This is a genomic window from Streptomyces sp. NPDC045470 (assembly GCF_040646595.1).
Taxonomy (GTDB): domain Bacteria; phylum Actinomycetota; class Actinomycetes; order Streptomycetales; family Streptomycetaceae; genus Streptomyces.
Window position 1 is genome coordinate 105,902 of record NZ_JBEZAN010000002.1, and the last position, 14,669, is coordinate 120,570.

At 69.2% G+C, this 14,669-nt stretch carries 16 protein-coding genes and 1 riboswitch; of the genes, 9 read left to right on the forward strand and 7 right to left on the reverse strand.

What is annotated here, in order from left to right; genetic code table 11:
* Positions 1-24: 24 nt before the first annotated feature.
* From AB0A97_RS06790 to rlmN, 4 genes are all read right to left on the reverse strand, one after another.
* Positions 25-1,098, reverse strand: coding sequence for an ABC transporter ATP-binding protein (locus AB0A97_RS06790; RefSeq protein ID WP_361145576.1), 1,074 nt, complete (start codon positions 1,096-1,098; stop codon positions 25-27).
* Complete coding sequence (locus AB0A97_RS06795) at positions 1,099-2,712, reverse strand: iron ABC transporter permease (protein ID WP_361145579.1); 1,614 nt, start codon at positions 2,710-2,712, stop codon at positions 1,099-1,101. It abuts the gene before it with no gap.
* A gap of 56 nt (positions 2,713-2,768) precedes the next feature.
* Positions 2,769-3,848 carry a thiamine ABC transporter substrate-binding protein gene (locus tag AB0A97_RS06800; protein WP_361145582.1) on the reverse strand — a complete coding sequence of 360 codons (1,080 nt, stop codon included), beginning with the start codon at positions 3,846-3,848 and terminating at the stop codon, positions 2,769-2,771.
* Between the two features lie 78 nt (positions 3,849-3,926).
* Positions 3,927-4,061: riboswitch (TPP riboswitch) on the reverse strand.
* 33 nt (positions 4,062-4,094) lie between these two features.
* Positions 4,095-5,201, reverse strand: coding sequence for a 23S rRNA (adenine(2503)-C(2))-methyltransferase RlmN (rlmN, locus tag AB0A97_RS06805; RefSeq protein WP_361145584.1), 1,107 nt, complete (start codon positions 5,199-5,201; stop codon positions 4,095-4,097).
* Between the two features lie 511 nt (positions 5,202-5,712).
* On the opposite strand from rlmN, the gene AB0A97_RS06810 reads away from it, so the two are divergent.
* Positions 5,713-6,591: an HNH endonuclease gene (locus tag AB0A97_RS06810; RefSeq protein WP_361145587.1), complete on the forward strand. Its 879-nt coding sequence runs from the start codon at positions 5,713-5,715 to the stop codon at positions 6,589-6,591.
* A gap of 575 nt (positions 6,592-7,166) precedes the next feature.
* On the opposite strand, the gene AB0A97_RS06815 is transcribed toward AB0A97_RS06810, so the two are convergent.
* The 3 genes from AB0A97_RS06815 to AB0A97_RS06825 form a co-directional block, all read right to left on the reverse strand.
* A complete protein-coding gene (locus AB0A97_RS06815; RefSeq protein WP_361145590.1) occupies positions 7,167-7,652 on the reverse strand; it encodes an NUDIX hydrolase in 486 nt (161 codons plus the stop codon).
* Positions 7,653-7,671: 19 nt separating this feature from the next.
* A complete protein-coding gene (locus AB0A97_RS06820; RefSeq protein WP_361145593.1) occupies positions 7,672-8,886 on the reverse strand; it encodes a helix-turn-helix transcriptional regulator in 1,215 nt (404 codons plus the stop codon).
* 243 nt (positions 8,887-9,129) lie between these two features.
* Positions 9,130-9,492, reverse strand: coding sequence for a winged helix-turn-helix domain-containing protein (locus AB0A97_RS06825; RefSeq protein WP_361145596.1), 363 nt, complete (start codon positions 9,490-9,492; stop codon positions 9,130-9,132).
* Between the two features lie 801 nt (positions 9,493-10,293).
* Here AB0A97_RS06825 and AB0A97_RS06830 point away from each other — a divergent pair.
* The 8 genes from AB0A97_RS06830 (at position 10,294) to AB0A97_RS06865 (ending at position 14,628) form a co-directional block, all read left to right on the forward strand.
* Positions 10,294-10,554 (forward strand): DUF6284 family protein, encoded by a 261-nt coding sequence (locus AB0A97_RS06830; protein WP_361145599.1) that lies wholly within the window; start codon positions 10,294-10,296, stop codon positions 10,552-10,554.
* On the forward strand, positions 10,554-11,000 hold the full coding sequence (locus AB0A97_RS06835; protein WP_361145602.1) for a DUF3307 domain-containing protein: 447 nt from the start codon (positions 10,554-10,556) through the stop codon (positions 10,998-11,000). Before AB0A97_RS06830 ends, AB0A97_RS06835 begins: the two co-directional genes overlap by 1 nt.
* Positions 10,997-11,152, forward strand: a complete 156-nt coding sequence (locus AB0A97_RS06840) for a hypothetical protein (protein WP_361145604.1) — start codon at positions 10,997-10,999, stop codon at positions 11,150-11,152. Before AB0A97_RS06835 ends, AB0A97_RS06840 begins: the two co-directional genes overlap by 4 nt.
* A 101-nt stretch (positions 11,153-11,253) precedes the next feature.
* A complete protein-coding gene (locus tag AB0A97_RS06845) occupies positions 11,254-11,748 on the forward strand; it encodes a hypothetical protein (RefSeq protein ID WP_361145607.1) in 495 nt (164 codons plus the stop codon).
* Between the two features lies 1 nt (position 11,749).
* Positions 11,750-12,550 (forward strand): GGDEF domain-containing protein, encoded by an 801-nt coding sequence (locus tag AB0A97_RS06850; protein ID WP_361145609.1) that lies wholly within the window; start codon positions 11,750-11,752, stop codon positions 12,548-12,550.
* Complete coding sequence (locus AB0A97_RS06855; protein WP_361145612.1) at positions 12,547-13,878, forward strand: hypothetical protein; 1,332 nt, start codon at positions 12,547-12,549, stop codon at positions 13,876-13,878. Before AB0A97_RS06850 ends, AB0A97_RS06855 begins: the two co-directional genes overlap by 4 nt.
* Positions 13,878-14,261, forward strand: a complete 384-nt coding sequence (locus AB0A97_RS06860; protein WP_361145615.1) for an RRQRL motif-containing zinc-binding protein — start codon at positions 13,878-13,880, stop codon at positions 14,259-14,261. The genes AB0A97_RS06855 and AB0A97_RS06860 overlap by 1 nt, the downstream gene beginning before the upstream one ends.
* 58 nt (positions 14,262-14,319) lie before the next feature.
* Complete coding sequence (locus AB0A97_RS06865; RefSeq protein ID WP_361145618.1) at positions 14,320-14,628, forward strand: hypothetical protein; 309 nt, start codon at positions 14,320-14,322, stop codon at positions 14,626-14,628.
* Positions 14,629-14,669 lie beyond the last annotated feature (41 nt).

Genomic DNA, 14,669 nt, shown 5'->3' on the forward strand with positions numbered 1-14,669 from the left:
ACGCGTCCCGGTGGTGGGCGTCCCTCAGCGGTTCAGGACCACGACGTCCTCGGCCGCGAAGGTGACGCCCACCGGCTCCCCGTCCTGTGGGGCGTCCCGCAGCGCGCAGGCCGCCTCCACCTGCGGCCCGGTGTCCGGCTGGAGGAGCAGCGCGACATGGGTACCGCGGAAGGTGCGGGCCGCTACCCTGCACGGCAGCCCGTCCGCGGCGGCCGTGATGCGCACCCCGGCCGGGCGCACCAGCAGGCGGCACGGGCCGTCCGGTGTGCCGTCCGGTACCGGGATCTTCCCCCAGGGGGTGTCGGCGGACCCGCCCCGTACGGTCGCCTCCACCACGTTGTCGAAGCCCAGGAAGCGGGCGACGAACTCGGTGGCGGGGCGCTGCCAGACCTCCAGCGGGGTACCGCTCTGCGCGATCCGCCCCTCCTGCATGACCACCACCCGATCGGCCAGCGCGAAGGCTTCGCCCTGGTCGTGCGTCACGGCCAGCACGGTCGTCCCCAGCTCGCCGAAGACTCTGCGCAGTTCGACGACCAGGCGCTCCCGCAGGCCGCGGTCGAGCTGGCCGAGCGGCTCGTCCAGCATCAGCAGCCGTGGCCGCGGTGCGAGTGCGCGGGCCAGCGCGACCCGCTGTTGTTCGCCGCCGGACAGCGCCGCCACCGCACGCCGCTGGGCGCCGGGCAGACCCACCAGGTCCAGGAGTTCGGCAACCGTACGCTCCTGTTCGGCACGTGACGCGCCTCGCATGCGCAGGCCGAAGGCCACGTTCCCGCCGACGTCGCGCTGCGGGAAGAGCTGGTGGTCCTGGAACATCAGCCCGAGGCCGCGGCGGTGGGTGGGCACGCCCGACTGGTCCCGTCCTTCCAGGAAGACGCGCCCCGCGTCGGCGGCCTGCAGTCCCGCCACGACCCGCAGAAGCGTGGACTTGCCGCTGCCGCTGGGCCCCAGCACGCACACGGTCTCCTGCGCGGCGACGCTCAGGTCGACCGCGTCCAGCGCCGGCGGCTGCCCGGTGCGGAAGCGGACGGTGACGTCGTCCAGCCGCAGCAGTGCCCCGTCCGCCGTGTCGGCGCGTCCCGTATCGGCGTGTCCCGCCATCTAAAACTCTCCGGCCTGGTCGGTGCGGATGCGCTCCAGCGCCAGCAGCGCGCCCGCGCACACCACCATCAAGATCGTGGACAGTGCCATGGCCTGTCCGTAGTTGAGTTCTCCAGCGCGTCCCAGCAGCCGTGCGACGGCCACCGGCAGCGTCGGGTTGTCCGGTCGCGCGATGAAGACCGTCGCGCCGAACTCGCCCAGCGAGACGGCGAAGGCGAAGCCCGCGGCGACCAGCAGGGCCCGCCGCACCAGCGGCAGGTCGACCTCGCGCCACACCCGCCAGGGCGAGGCTCCCAGCACCGCGGCCGCTTCCCGCAGCCGCTCGTCCACCGCGCGCAGCACGGGCAGCATGGTCCGTACGACGAAGGGCACCCCGACCAGCGCCTGCGCCAGTGGCACCAGCCACCACGACGAGCGCAGGTCGAGCGGCGGCTCGTCGAGAGTGATCAGAAAGCCGAAGCCGACGGTCACGGCCGAAACCCCGAGGGGCAGCATCAGCAACGCGTCGAACCCCCGCACCAGCCTGCCGCCCCGCTTCGTCAGCGCGGCCGCGGCCAGTCCGCCCACCACCAGGGCGATCAGCGTGGCGGCCGCCCCGTAGGCGAGCGAGTTCCACAAGGCGTTCAAGGGGGCGACGGCAAAAGTGCTGTCCATGGAGGCGGCGGATTGCAGCGCCCGGTAGAACGTGAACCCGTAGCCGTCCGGCCCCGCGAAGGACCGCTCGATCAGCACCGCCAGCGGCACCACCAGCAGCAGCACGATCACGACGAGCGTCCCCCACAGCAGCGCCCACTGGCCCGCGCCGCGCGGCCGCCGTACCGTCTGCGCCGGGTCGACGAGCGTGAGGGCGGCCTCCCGCCGCCGTACGGTCCAGGCGTGCAGGGCCAGCAGTGCCAGCACGGCGGCGAACTGCAGCAGGGTGAGGACGGCGGCCGTGGGGAGGTCCAGGAAGTCGGCGGTCTGCCGGTAGATCTCCACCTCCAGAGTGGAGAACGTCGGCCCTCCCAGGATCTGCACCACGCCGAAGGAGGTGAAGGTGAAGAGGAAGACCATCAGGGCGGCAGCAGCGACGGCCGGCCCCAGGGCGGGCAGCGTCACCCGCCGCCAGGCGCCCCAACGGGACGCCCCGAGCACCCGGGCCGCCTCCTCCTGCCGCGGGTCGAGCTGCCCCCAGAGGCCGGAGACGGTCCGTACGACCACGGCGTAGTTGAAGAAGACGTGCGCCAGCAGGATCGCCCACACCGACGTGTCCAGCCGTACGCCCCACAGGTCGTCCAGCACCCCGCCACGCCCGACCAGGGCCAGGAACGCCGACCCCACCACCACCGTGGGCAGGACGAACGGCACCGCGACCACGGACCGCAGCAGCCTCTTTCCGGGGAATTCGAAGCGCGCGAAGACATACGCGCCGGGGAGCGCGATCAGCAGCGTGAGCCCGGTCGAGGCCGCCGCCTGCCAGACGGTGAACCACAGGACGCGCAGGACGTCCGGGTCGGAGAGCACCTCCCCGGCCCGGCCCGGCTGCCACTGCCCGCCGTCCTTCAGCCCGCGCCCGACGATCGCGGCGACCGGGTAGGCGAAGAACAGCGCGAAGAAGGCGAGCGGCAGCGCCATCAGGGCGAGCCGGCCGGCCGTTGCCCGTCCGCGGCGCGCCCGCCTCGCGCGGCCGGTTACTTCAGAACGAGCGAGGACCACTGCTTGATCCACTGTTCGCGGTTCTTGGTGATCGTCTCCGGAGCCACCGTCCCCGGCTTGTCGATCTTCTCGCCGTACTTGGTGAACAGCTCCGGCACCTTCGCGTCCTGACGCGCCGGGTTGACGAACATCTGGAGCGGCATGTCCTCCTGGAACCGCTTGCTCAGCAGGAAGTCCAGCAGCGCCTTGCCGCCCTTCTCGTTCTTGGCGCCCTTGAGCAGGCCCGCGAACTCGATCTGCCGGAAGCAGGTGCCGACCGCGACGCCCGTGGGCGCCTCCTTCGGCTCCGGCTTCTTGCCCAGCACCTCCACCGGAGGGCTCGACGCGTACGACACCACCAGGGGCTTGTCCCCCTTGCCCTTACCGGCCGCCGAACCCGAGAACCGCTCGTTGTACGCCTGCTCCCAGCCGTCCACGACCTCGACGCCGTTGGCCTTGAGCTTCTTCCAGTAGTCCTGCCAGCCGGACTCGCCGTACTCGGCGATGGTGCCGAGCTGGAAGGCGAGCCCCGGCGACGACGTGGCGGAGTTCTCGGTGACCAGCAGCCCCTTGTACTCGGGCTTGAGCAGGTCGTCGAAGGTCTTCGGCGGCCCGATCTTGTGCGCGGCGAAGTAGGCCCGGTCGTAGTTGACGCAGGTGTCGCCGTAGTCCACCGGCGTCACCCGGTGCTCCGCCTTGTCGAGCTGGAGCTCGGCGGGCACGCTCTCCAGCCCCTTGGCCTGGTACGGAGTGAAGATCCCTGCCTTCAGCCCGCGCGACAGCAGCGTGTTGTCGATACCGAAGAAGACGTCACCCTGCGGGTTGCCCTTCGACAGGATCGCCTGGTTGACGGCCTTGCCCGCGTCCCCGCCCTTGAGCACGTCGACCTTGTAACCGGTCTGCTCGGTGAACTCCGCCAGCACGGATTTCGAGACATTGAAGGAGTCGTGGCTGACGAGCGTGACGGTCTTCGGATCCTTGCCGCCGCCGCTGCCTCCCGAGCCGCACGCGGCGAGCGCCGTCATGCCGGCCGCGACGGCCAGCGCCGTGACGGTGATCCTTCTGTTGGTGCTCACTGAATTCCTCCTGGCTGGCCAGGAAGAGACGCGGCCCCGCCCGGCGCTTCGCGAAGAAGGCCGGACGGGGCGCAACAGCATGAGTGACGACCGAACTTCCTACCCGGAATGACCCGGGCGAGGTTCAAGGGTCTGCGGCACCTCGGTGTCCGTGACGCTCGGTCCGTGACACTGCCGCACTCTCAGCGCTGTGGCGCTCCCCTGTCGGAATGTGCATTTGTTCGATCACACCGTACCAGCGGGCGGTCAGCGCTCCGCGGCGGCGAGCTGCCCGCAGGCGCCGTCGATCTCCTGTCCGCGCGTGTCGCGGACGGTCACCGGCACACCGTGCGCGGCGACGGCCTCGACGAACGCCTTCTCGTCCTCGGGACGGGACGCGGTCCACTTCGACCCGGGCGTCGGGTTCAGCGGAATCAGGTTCACATGGACCCGCTTGCCCTTGAGCAGACGCCCCAGCAAGTCACCGCGCCAAGCCTGGTCGTTGATGTCCCGGATCAGCGCGTACTCGATCGAGATCCGCCGTCCGGACTTCTCCGCGTACTCCCACGCGGCGTCCAGCACCTCCCGCACCTTCCAGCGCGTGTTGACCGGTACGAGCGTGTCGCGCAGCTCGTCGTCCGGCGCGTGCAGCGACACCGCGAGCCGGCACTTCAGGCCCTCGTCCGCGAACCGCAGCATCGCCGGGACCAGACCGACCGTGGACACCGTGATGCCACGCTGGGACAGCCCCACCCCGTCGGGCTCGGGGTCGGTCAGCCGCCGGATCGCCCCCACGACCCGCTTGTAGTTCGCCAGCGGCTCGCCCATGCCCATGAAGACGATGTTGGACAACCGGGCCGGCCCACCCGGCACCTCACCGTCACGCAGCGCCCGCATGCCGTCGACGATCTGATGAACGATCTCGGCGGTGGAGAGGTTCCGGTCCAGCCCGGCCTGCCCCGTCGCGCAGAACGGACAGTTCATGCCGCACCCGGCCTGCGACGAGATGCACATCGTCACCCGGTCCGGGTAGCGCATCAGCACGGACTCCACGAGGGTCCCGTCGTGCAGCTTCCACAGCGTCTTGCGGGTGGTGTCGTCGTCACAGGAGATGTGCCGCACCACACTCATCAGCTCGGGCACCAGCTCCGACGCCAGCTTCTCCCGCGCCGCGGCCGGGATGTCGGTCCACTCCGCCGGGTCGTGCGCGTACCGCGCGAAGTAGTGCTGCGACAGCTGCTTGGCACGGAACGGCTTCTCACCGACCGCGGCCACGGCTTCGCGCCGCTCGGCGGGGGTGAGATCGGCAAGGTGCCGCGGGGGCTTCTTGGCTCCGCGCGGCGCGACGAAAGTGAGTTCTCCGGGCTTAGGCATGGTTCTTCCAGTGTCGCAGACGCGTCTCTGTGACCTGCCCCACGAGCGTTCCGTCATGGTGGTTGGTGGTGGTCGTTGGGGGTTGCTGGCTGTCCCTTCACGGCCCACAGACGGCCCCAGCAGGCGGAGCGGCCCCTCCTCCCACCTGCACAGTCACGGCGGGAGCTGCGTACGCCGGCACCGCCCACGCGGGACCCCTCTCACCCTCAGCCCGATCACCAGTCGGCGGCCCGCTGCGACGAAGCGCGTGCCTGGCCGCACCAGAAGCCGGGGTGACGACACGGCTCCGCCTCCTACCAAGCTGAACATCACGACCAGATGTCGCCGCCGGAAAGTCGTTCTGCTCACGCAGTTTCCGGCGGCGACGATTTTTACATCCTTGCAGGTCAACACCACGAAACCGCCAATCATCTACTGCGGCGGCATGGCCAAATCACTTGCCCGTTCGCTCATGCCGCCCATAAGATCGTCCGTATCGCCAGCCATGGGGCGGCGGGACGGGAGACGCATCATGAACGAGCCGAGCGGACAGGAGCAGCGCCCGCTGCCGGAGCCGGACAGCAGCGAGATCGCGGAGCTGTTCCCGAACCGGGAAACGGCTGAGGCGTGCCGCTTTCTGCTGGAACGGCGGTCCGACCCGCCGACGATGGGCGAGTGGGTCGAACGCTCCCGGGAGGTGTTCGGCAAGGGCAACGTGCACAGTCAGCGCCGCCTCCGGGAAGTGCGCGACCACTTCACCGTGAACTCCTACCGGCGCGAGGGCAGCGGCGACTGGGTCTACCGCATCGAGGGGTGGAGCCAGACCCCGGTCACCGACAAAGGCGCACGCATCTCCCCGAAGCTCCAGGCGGAAGTCTTCACGGTCAAGGGCAGGTTCTGCGCAATGTGCGGCGCCGGTCCCAAGGACGCCAAGCTCCAGATCGACCACATCGTCCCGCGCTCATGGGGAGGCAAGACCGAACTGGAGAACCTGGAGCCGCTCTGCCAGCCGCACAACAACGGCAAGAAGGCGTTCTTCCAGAGCCTCAACCCCTACGGGGACGCGCTGGCCCGCGCGATCAACCGCCCCAACCCCTGGGAGCGCATCGGCGAACTCCTCAAGGCGTTTGCCGAGCGCGGTGAGCACACGCCGGCCGAGCTGATACAGGTAGTCGCCCAGGAAACCCACAAGGGCGACCCCAAGAAGCGGCTCCGGGAACTCCGCTTCGTGCTCGGCTGGGACATCGTCGCCCACCGGGTCAAGGAAAACGGAGTCACCCAGGTCACCTACGAGCTGCGCTCCTGGGAGCCGTGGTCGGCCGAAGGCGCGCCCGAAGCCGTCGCCAGCTACGAACGGGCCCGCAAGCGCCGGAAGGCCAGTCCGGCCGATGACGGGGACTCGGAGGCGTAAGCCGCCGGACAGCCCATCCGTCCTGGATCTACTTGCGGACGGCATATCGTGGGGCAGCGCCAGGACCCCTGGCGCTGCCCCACGGTGGCGTAACCGCCATGACGGTTTTCAAGACCGTGCCCGGTGAAGCAGCACCATGCCCCCTGACCTGCGCGGAGAGGCTGGCGTAGCGACCATCACCAGGATCTCGTCCACGTCTCGTCCACGGGCGGCCTCCTGGTTACCGGCCGTCTGTGGCCTGGCCGTCGTCCTCGTTGTCGGCATAGGTCGGTAGCTCACCTGTCCCCTGGCATGCTTCACACTGAACCGCGGTCTCGTTCCCGTCTGCGTCCCGGACCGTGACCTCACCACCCTGGCAACTGCACTTCGGCACCGGCTGCCCCCGCTTCTGCTCGCGCTCCTCCAGGAGGCGCTGGGTCAGGTTCAGGAGCCGTACATACCGGCCGTCCCGCTGCAACGTCGGAATCCACTGAGGGTCCACCCAGCCCATGGCTCCCGCCCTCCGATCATCTGCTCTGCCGCCATCGTCCTCTTCGCCGCAGCTTCGTTCAATGCGTCGGGGCGATGATTACGCGTTAGCCCAACTGCCTGGTTACCTCTTGACCATGCTCCAGGTAGAGAAAGGAGCGCTGTTCGCGCGCCTTGACTGCTGCCCGAATACGCCGAGCCAAGCGAGGAATCGTAAGATTCTCGATACGGTCAACCGGGTAGTAGGCGTAATCGCGCAGTTCCTCAGCTTGCAACACGATCCGCTCCTCCGCGTCAGACGATAGCGTGCCACCGTCGAAGATGTAGAGGACCTTGTCCCCTTCTTTCGTTCCGGGGGCCCAGTCCACAACGAGTAGATGACCGATCTCTGGCGAGATACCTAGCTCCTCTTTGACCTCACGGACGCACGCCTGTAGCGGTGATTCGCCGGTCTCTACATAACCTCCCGGAATCTCCTTGTAGTCCTTATAGGTCGTATCCAGGAGCATGACACGGCCTCGGGAATCAAAGAACAACGCGCCCGAGGCCATCCGCGGGCGCGCCATCTTCGTCTCGTGTTCGTTATCGCTCACATGCCCGAGCCTAACCAGTTCACAGCACGTGAAGCCTGTCGGCTAGCTCCCTGACTGGTACTGTCGGCCGTCCGCGCGTGCCACGGACCCAGCCGAGTACCAGCTCACGACTCATGTAGTGGTGTCGCACCTGCTCAGGAGCGAGCTGCTCGGCCGTGAGCAGTATGGCGACGGCTTCGTCAGTGCGGTTCCAGGCGCTCAGGGCTCGCGCTACTTCCAGGTCATGCCGTACGCGTCGTTCAACCGGCAGCCCGCTGGTGTCGATCCGCGGGCCGAGGTCTGCGGCTACTTGCACGTCCCCCAGCTCGCCGGCAGCGGCCACGCGGTGAATAGCCACGTTCGTTGGGCCGAAGGCTGTCCACATGTGGTTGCTATCGGCGCCGAGCCGGGTCGCGGACTCTTCTGCTTCGCGCAGAAATGCTTGGACCGTAGCCCTGTCTTCTGCGCGAGCTGCTGCCATTGTTCCGGTAAGGAACAGCGTCCCGTAAACGGACAGGTAGGACGGCGACGCGCCTGAAAGGCCAGATTCGAGGAATCCAGCGGCGTCGTTGACGAGTTGCATCGCGGTCTCGAACCGACCGTTGGACAATAGGCAGTGTGTCACCGATCGAAATAGAGAGCCTGCGATGACCTTGTTACCGCTTTCCTGTGCTGCGGCGAGACCGCGATCCGCTGCAATCCAGGCTAGCTCGGTTTCGCCGAGCTTTCCTAGCACCATGGCAGCGCCTTGGTACGTGAGCGCAAGCAGTTCGTTCGCTTCTTCGCGCTCCCTTCCCGAGTAGGACCGTGCAGAAAGTAGCGCATCAGCTAGCAGCAATGGGAGTTGGCGGGTTGCGAAGCCGAACCGTGAATCCTGATAGGCGTCCCAGACTTCGCGTACGTCAGTGCGCAGAGCCGATAGTGCAGGTGGCTCACCACTCGTGGGCGTACCGATCAGAGGCGTGAGAAGCCGATAGTCCATGAGAGCTTCGCGAAGCGCGGGTACGGTGTGGCGCCCACTGTCACGGGACCACTCCAGCAGTGTCGGCTCGCCGATGAGGTCCCCAATGGACACATCGAGTGCGTGTGCCAGGGAACGGATCACCGAGAGGCGATCGAGTCCGATGCGATTGTTCTCGGCCTTGCCGAGCCAGTCAGCGGTACGACCGACCAAGCCGGCCAGCACCTCCTGAGACAGACCGCGGCGGCGCCGGTACCAAGCTACGCGCTCGCCGATCGTCAGTTGCTGCGTCATTCCTCGCATATCTCAACCCTCACCTCGGTTCTCCAAGGGACCCCGGAAGGATTTTCCGGGGTCGCTCTGGGGTCCCGCCATAGCTTCGAGGTTGTCCGAAGCGAGACACCCAGGGCGGGCAACTAGGGGGTACGACCGTGACCTTGACGGGTAGCGAGCGTCGTCAACTGCTGGAAGCTTTACGGCAACTGGCCACCGAAATTGACGGGCTAGCCCAACGCGCACAACGGTTGGCTACCCCCGTCAGCCCTGGTCTTGCTGCTCCTCCAGTTCGCGGAGGCGCCCATCAAGGCGAGCCACGTGATCACGGATCGACTCGATCTCCCGCATGATCGCCGAAAACTCCGGGCTCGGTTGCTTCTTTTCCCTCTCCTCGCGGCTGTTCACGAAGTACCCGCGCGTGGAGTCCGCACGAACAAGGCCGCGCTGAACGAGCAACTGAAGAGCCTTGGACACGGTACCGGCGGCAGCATCGAACCGCTCAGCGATCTGCCGCACCGCCGGCAGCTTCTCTTCAGCCTTGAACCTCCCCGACTCGATGTCTCGTTGAAGTGCGTCGGCGATCTGCTCGTTCACGCGGCGGGCGTCGCTGGAAGAAGGCGTCATGGTGTCGATGCTAACCGGGCTTTGATCAGCCCAACCGGCTGTGCCAACACGACCGCTTGTGTTGCTTGTATCAGTTGTGCTAGAACAGTATCGCCGACGAGGCGCCGCCCCGAAAGGAGTGGTGATGTCGTTCGGTGACTCGCTTGACCTGCACGAACTCCGCCCGGAGGACCCCCGCGAGACGGGTCCAGTCCGAAGGAAGCGGTCGTTCCTTGAGAACTCAACAGAGTGACATTCGACGGGGCGCGAGTCCTCGTCCCCGCAACGGCCCGGGTAACGGCCCCGGCGGCCACTTCGTGGCAGGCGAACCTGTCCTGTCCTGCGTGTCAGCTCTGGGTTGCCCGATGGGGATCATCCCTCCATTTCTGGAGGTCAGCCCCTGAGGCGCTTAAGGACTCCTGATGCGCGCCGCCCTGCTGGCGTCAGAGCAGCAACGATGGCGCACCGACTCAGGCTCGGGACCGGAACGCCGCGGCAACGGCGCTCCGGCGAAGCCTGCCCTTCACTCCTCCGACCAGGAGGTTTCCGATGCAACGAACGCTTGGGGCGCCGCCCGTGCTGGACCGGCACGGCGCTGGCCATGCCCACCGTGTCACCACCGCGCACCCCAACTTTCCGCGCGGCTGAGCACCAGTGCTCACGGCCCCCTCCGCCCGGCCGCCACACAGGCGACGCCGGGCGGCGGGGCGCCGCGGTTGCTCGTGCTGATGAACGGTCCTCGCGCAACCGATGTCCGCCCCGGTCCGCTTTCTCAGGGCCTGGCCGGGGCGCCTGCCGTTTCCTTCGAGAGGAACGCCCGTCATGAACATTCCCACCCCTGACCACGCCATGGCCGCAGATCTGGCTGTACAGGAGCCGACCGCCGCTGACCTGGCCGCGATCGACGCTGAGATGCCCGTGATCGTGGCGGAGGTTGAGCTGCTGGACGCGCAGATCACCGTGCTGGACGCCCCGGTGTCGGAAGTGGCCGCACGCCGTGTTCGGCGGGCTCGTCGCAAGTTGCTCGCTGCCCGGCTGGCCCTGGCCAACCGGCTGAGCGAGCCTCTGCCGGAGGTGGTGTGATGGCCGCCGCCGAGTTCGCCGCGGTCTACATCGCGCTGTTCACCGCGCACCACGCCGCCGACTACCTGGCCCAGAGCGACCGGACGTCGGCCCGCAAGGCCGGCTGGACGGAACAGGGCGCCGACGGCGAGTCCGTCCGGCACGCCGGCTGGGGGGCGAACCAGTTGCACGCCGCGACGCACAGCGCCGCCGAACTGCTGGCGCTCGGACTCCTGGCCGCCGTGGTCGGCCTGTCGCTCCCGCTGTGGGGCGTGACGGCCGCCGTGCTCTGGAATCACCTCACGCACTCGCTGATCGACCGCAGGTGGCCGGTACGGGCCTGGATGTGCCGCACCGGGGCCAGCGGCTTCGTGCAGCGCGGCGGGATGCCGCTGGTCGATCAGTCCATGCACCTGATCTTCGGCCTGTTCCCGGCCGCCCTGCTCGCCGCGGGAGGTGCCTCATGACGCACCGGCCCCGCGCCACGCTGCGCCACCGCCTGTGGCGGCGCCTGCACCCCCGCGCCTACCGCGCCGGGCAGCTCGCTGAACAGCGGCACCAGGTCGCCGACGGCCCGCTGGACTACACCCGCACCGGCTTGGTCGGGGGTGCGTCGTGAAGGCCCTGCCTGCTGAATACGCGCACGTTCTGACGGATCACACCGGGGCGGTCCGGCCGGCGTCCTTCAATCCGCAGACACTGGCGGAGGCCCGGCTGGGCATGGCCGTGCATGAGGCGGCGCACGCCGTGCTGGGCCTGCTGTACGGGCTGCACGTGGTCTCTACCGAGATCATCCAATGGGACCGCCCCGACGGCGGATGGGCCCTGACCGGCCAGACCAGCTTCGAGGGCACGAACCTCTGTCCCTGGAAGCTGGCCGCCTATATGGCTGCCGGCGAAGTGGCCCACCGCAAGCATCTGGGCCACCTGGGCTGGAGCCGTAAACAGGCGGATGCCGTCGCCACCTCGGACCACGACCGCGACTACGCCATCGATGTCCTGGCCCGCCACGGCTTCCACCTCGGACGCGACCACACGCCGCCCGGCGGCCGGTCCTGGGCCAGCGTCCAAGGCCAGGCCCTGGACGCCGTGACCGCCTGCTGGCAGCAGATCACCACCGTGGCCCGCGCCGTGGAGGCCGACACCAAGCTGCACGGCGACACGGTCGCGGCCCTAGCCGGCCTGCCCAACGCAGCGCCGATCGGGGGTGCTTGAGATGACCCCCGAACGTGAGGCCGTCGTGCGTCGCCAGCAGCCCGGCGAGTGGCTGCCCGAACCGTGGATGATCCGCGAAGCGACCACGGCCGATGGCGACGTGTGGCAGGTGACGCACCGGGGCCAGCTCCTGGCGACGCTGCCGGACTGGGCCGGGAACCTGGCGCTGTGGATGGCCGAGACCCGCGAGGACGTACCGGAGCTGCTGACCGTCATCGACGGGCTGCGCGCCGAACTGGCGCAGGCCCGCCACGATCCGCTAACGGGCCTGCTGACGCGAGCCGCCTTCGAGCAGCGCGCCCCGCACGTTCTGGGGGCCGGACCGTGCGCCGTCCTGCTGATCGACCTGGACGGGCTGAAGCGGCTCAACGACCAGTTCGGCCACGATGCAGGCGATGCGGCGATCCGGGCGACCGGCGGGAGCCTGACCGACGCCCTGGAGCCGCACCCAGGCGCGACGGCAGGCCGGTTGGGCGGTGATGAGTTCGCAGCCTTGGTGCCGCTGCCGGAGGCCGTGGCGCTGCCGTGGCTGCTGCGCGGCCTGCACGACTCCATCGCCGCACCGTTCGCCCACCGCGGCCTACGCCTGACGGTCGGCGTCTCGATCGGCGCCTGCCTGACGGCTGACCTGCCCGCGGTGTCGCTGCCGCTGGCACTGCGGCTGGCGGATGAAGCCATGTACGAGGCCAAGCGCAGCGGCGGCGGCTGGCTCACAGCGGCTGGTCCGGCCCCGGCCCACCGCTCGGTCAACGGGCGCCGGGACGGCCGTCGCGGCACCGCCCTGGAAGGAATTCCATCATGATCCGTATCGTGACGGCGGCCCGCCTGGCCGCGCTGCACGCCGAAGCGTGTGGCGGGGGCGGCATGAGGCCGTCGAAGATGACCAGCACGGCCGATGTCGAGGCGGCGGATAGGACGCTGACGATCGGGTCGTGGACCATCACCATCGGCGCGATCGTCTACAGCGTCTTGACGGTCACCCCGCTGATGGCCGGCCACACCGCGCCCGGCTGGGTGTGGACCGCGCCGATTCTGCCGCTGGTGGTGGATTCGGCCGTGGTCATCGTCGTACGCCTGGACGCGGCCCTGGCCCGCCTGCACGCGCAGGCGGCCCGCGACGGCGCCACCCCGCGCCGGTCCGTGTGGCCGTTCCTGCTGCGCTGGCTGACCGGGCTGATGACGCTGGTGCTCAACGTCGGCGACTCCGCCTTGCGCGGTGATCTGGTCGGTGTCGGCGTGCACATTCCGGCGCCGTTGCTGCTGATCGTGAACGCCGAGGCGGCGCTGGCCTACCGCCGTGCCATCGCTGCGGCGCTGGTGCGCATCGAGCGTGAACAGCGCGAGCAGCGGGAGCGTGAACAGGCCGCACGCCAGGAGCGTGAACGCTTGGCCCGCGAGGAGCGGGAGCGGGAACGCGAGCGCCGAGAAAGCCTGGCGCGAGAAGAGCGTGAACAGCGCGAGCGGCAGGAGCGTGAACGCCGTGAACACGAGGCCGCCGACCAGCGCGCAGCCCGTGAACACACCGCCATGCTGGAACGCGAGCGCTTGGCCAGCCAGGAGCGGCAGGCCGAAGCCACCCGTAAGGAAGCGGCCCGCATCCGCGAGGAGGAACGCACCGAGCGCCTGGCCCGTGAGCAGCGGGAACGGGAGGAACGACTCCGTGAAAAAGCGGCGCGTGAGACCCGTGAACAAGACCGCATCGAGCGTGAACAGCGTGAGCGCCTGGCGCGGGAACGCCCCGGTCAGGAGCGGTCGCGGGCGGCCACTGCACAGCCCACCAAGATCGACATGAACACCGCGGCAGAGGCCGTGAACGCGCTCGCCCCGGCACCCGTGAACACGGCTGCCCGGACGACGGAGACGCCCCGTGAACACCCGGCCGCCGCTGTTCACGCCGCGACCCCGGCCGCTGCCGGGCCGACCTTGAACAGTCCCGTGAACACCAGCGCCAGGTCCGTGAACACGGACAAGCTCTCCGAGGACGAAGCGCTCGAAGCCGTCCGGCAGAGCCTGGCCGACGGCCTCACCGTCCGCGAGGCGGCGGACCGCACCGGCTGGTCGGTGGGCTGGGTCTCCGCCCGCTACCGCGACCTGCGGGCCGCACAGCAGCCGACCGCCGGGGCCGCGTGATGTCCCCGGCATTCGGCAAGTGCTGGGACCCGTCCGGCACCCGATGGGGCGTACCAACCTACCCCTGGCGCTATGCCCCGTCCGGGCTGGCGACCCGCCGCCAACTGCGCGCCTGCGGGCTGCGGCCCGGCGGGCAGCCGGTGGCCGCGCAGGTGATGCGTCAGTGCCGCTACGGCTCCGGCGTCTCGATCGCCTACCTCTACGAGATCAAACGTGCTAAGCCGGTCCGGCCCATGACGCCGGGCCGCCATGCGGCGCTGGCCGCCGCGATGCTGGCGCGCCGCACCTGCCCGCAGTGCCGGCAGGACGCCGGCTACTGCATCCCCCGCTCCCTGGGCATGTGCGTGCCCTGTGCCTACCCGGACGACCAGCACGCCGCCTGACCTGCACACCTTCCGACGTGACGGGAGTACCACCGCGACGGACCAACCTGCCCTGACCGTGGCCGCACAGGCCCGCGCCATCCACGCCCTGGCGACCTTGGCCCACCGCTTCACCACCTTGCCCAGCACCAGCTTCACCGTGGGCACGGTGTGCGGGCCCGGCGGCATCGAAGAGGGCATCCACATCGACCTGCACACCTGCGCCGCGGACTTCGAAGCCTGGCGTACCGCCCTGGACATCGACCACGGCGGCATCGAGTACAGCGAACTGAGCAGGTGCCACAGCCTGCGCGCCTACGCCACCTTCGACGGCGTGCCCGTCCAGCTCACCGCCTACCTGCCCTACCCCTCTGTGGCCGCTGCCTGACGGCCGCCCGCGGTCCCGGACTCCATGCCGGGGCCGTCGGC

Bases quoted from the DNA above. Each gene is read 5' to 3' on its own strand.
- AB0A97_RS06790 (WP_361145576.1), bottom strand. From the start codon at position 1,098: ATGGCGGGACACGCCGATACGGGACGCGCCGACACGGCGGACGGGGCA.
- AB0A97_RS06795 (WP_361145579.1), bottom strand. From the start codon at position 2,712: ATGGCGCTGCCGCTCGCCTTCTTCGCGCTGTTCTTCGCCTACCCGGTC.
- AB0A97_RS06830 (WP_361145599.1), top strand. From the start codon at position 10,294: ATGAACATTCCCACCCCTGACCACGCCATGGCCGCAGATCTGGCTGTA.
- AB0A97_RS06835 (WP_361145602.1), top strand. From the start codon at position 10,554: ATGGCCGCCGCCGAGTTCGCCGCGGTCTACATCGCGCTGTTCACCGCG.
- AB0A97_RS06840 (WP_361145604.1), top strand. From the start codon at position 10,997: ATGACGCACCGGCCCCGCGCCACGCTGCGCCACCGCCTGTGGCGGCGC.
- AB0A97_RS06810 (WP_361145587.1), top strand. From the start codon at position 5,713: ATGAACGAGCCGAGCGGACAGGAGCAGCGCCCGCTGCCGGAGCCGGAC.
- AB0A97_RS06825 (WP_361145596.1), bottom strand. From the start codon at position 9,492: ATGACGCCTTCTTCCAGCGACGCCCGCCGCGTGAACGAGCAGATCGCC.
- AB0A97_RS06860 (WP_361145615.1), top strand. From the start codon at position 13,878: ATGTCCCCGGCATTCGGCAAGTGCTGGGACCCGTCCGGCACCCGATGG.
- AB0A97_RS06850 (WP_361145609.1), top strand. From the start codon at position 11,750: ATGACCCCCGAACGTGAGGCCGTCGTGCGTCGCCAGCAGCCCGGCGAG.
- AB0A97_RS06820 (WP_361145593.1), bottom strand. From the start codon at position 8,886: ATGACGCAGCAACTGACGATCGGCGAGCGCGTAGCTTGGTACCGGCGC.
- rlmN (WP_361145584.1), bottom strand. From the start codon at position 5,201: ATGCCTAAGCCCGGAGAACTCACTTTCGTCGCGCCGCGCGGAGCCAAG.
- AB0A97_RS06845 (WP_361145607.1), top strand. From the start codon at position 11,254: ATGGCCGTGCATGAGGCGGCGCACGCCGTGCTGGGCCTGCTGTACGGG.
- AB0A97_RS06855 (WP_361145612.1), top strand. From the start codon at position 12,547: ATGATCCGTATCGTGACGGCGGCCCGCCTGGCCGCGCTGCACGCCGAA.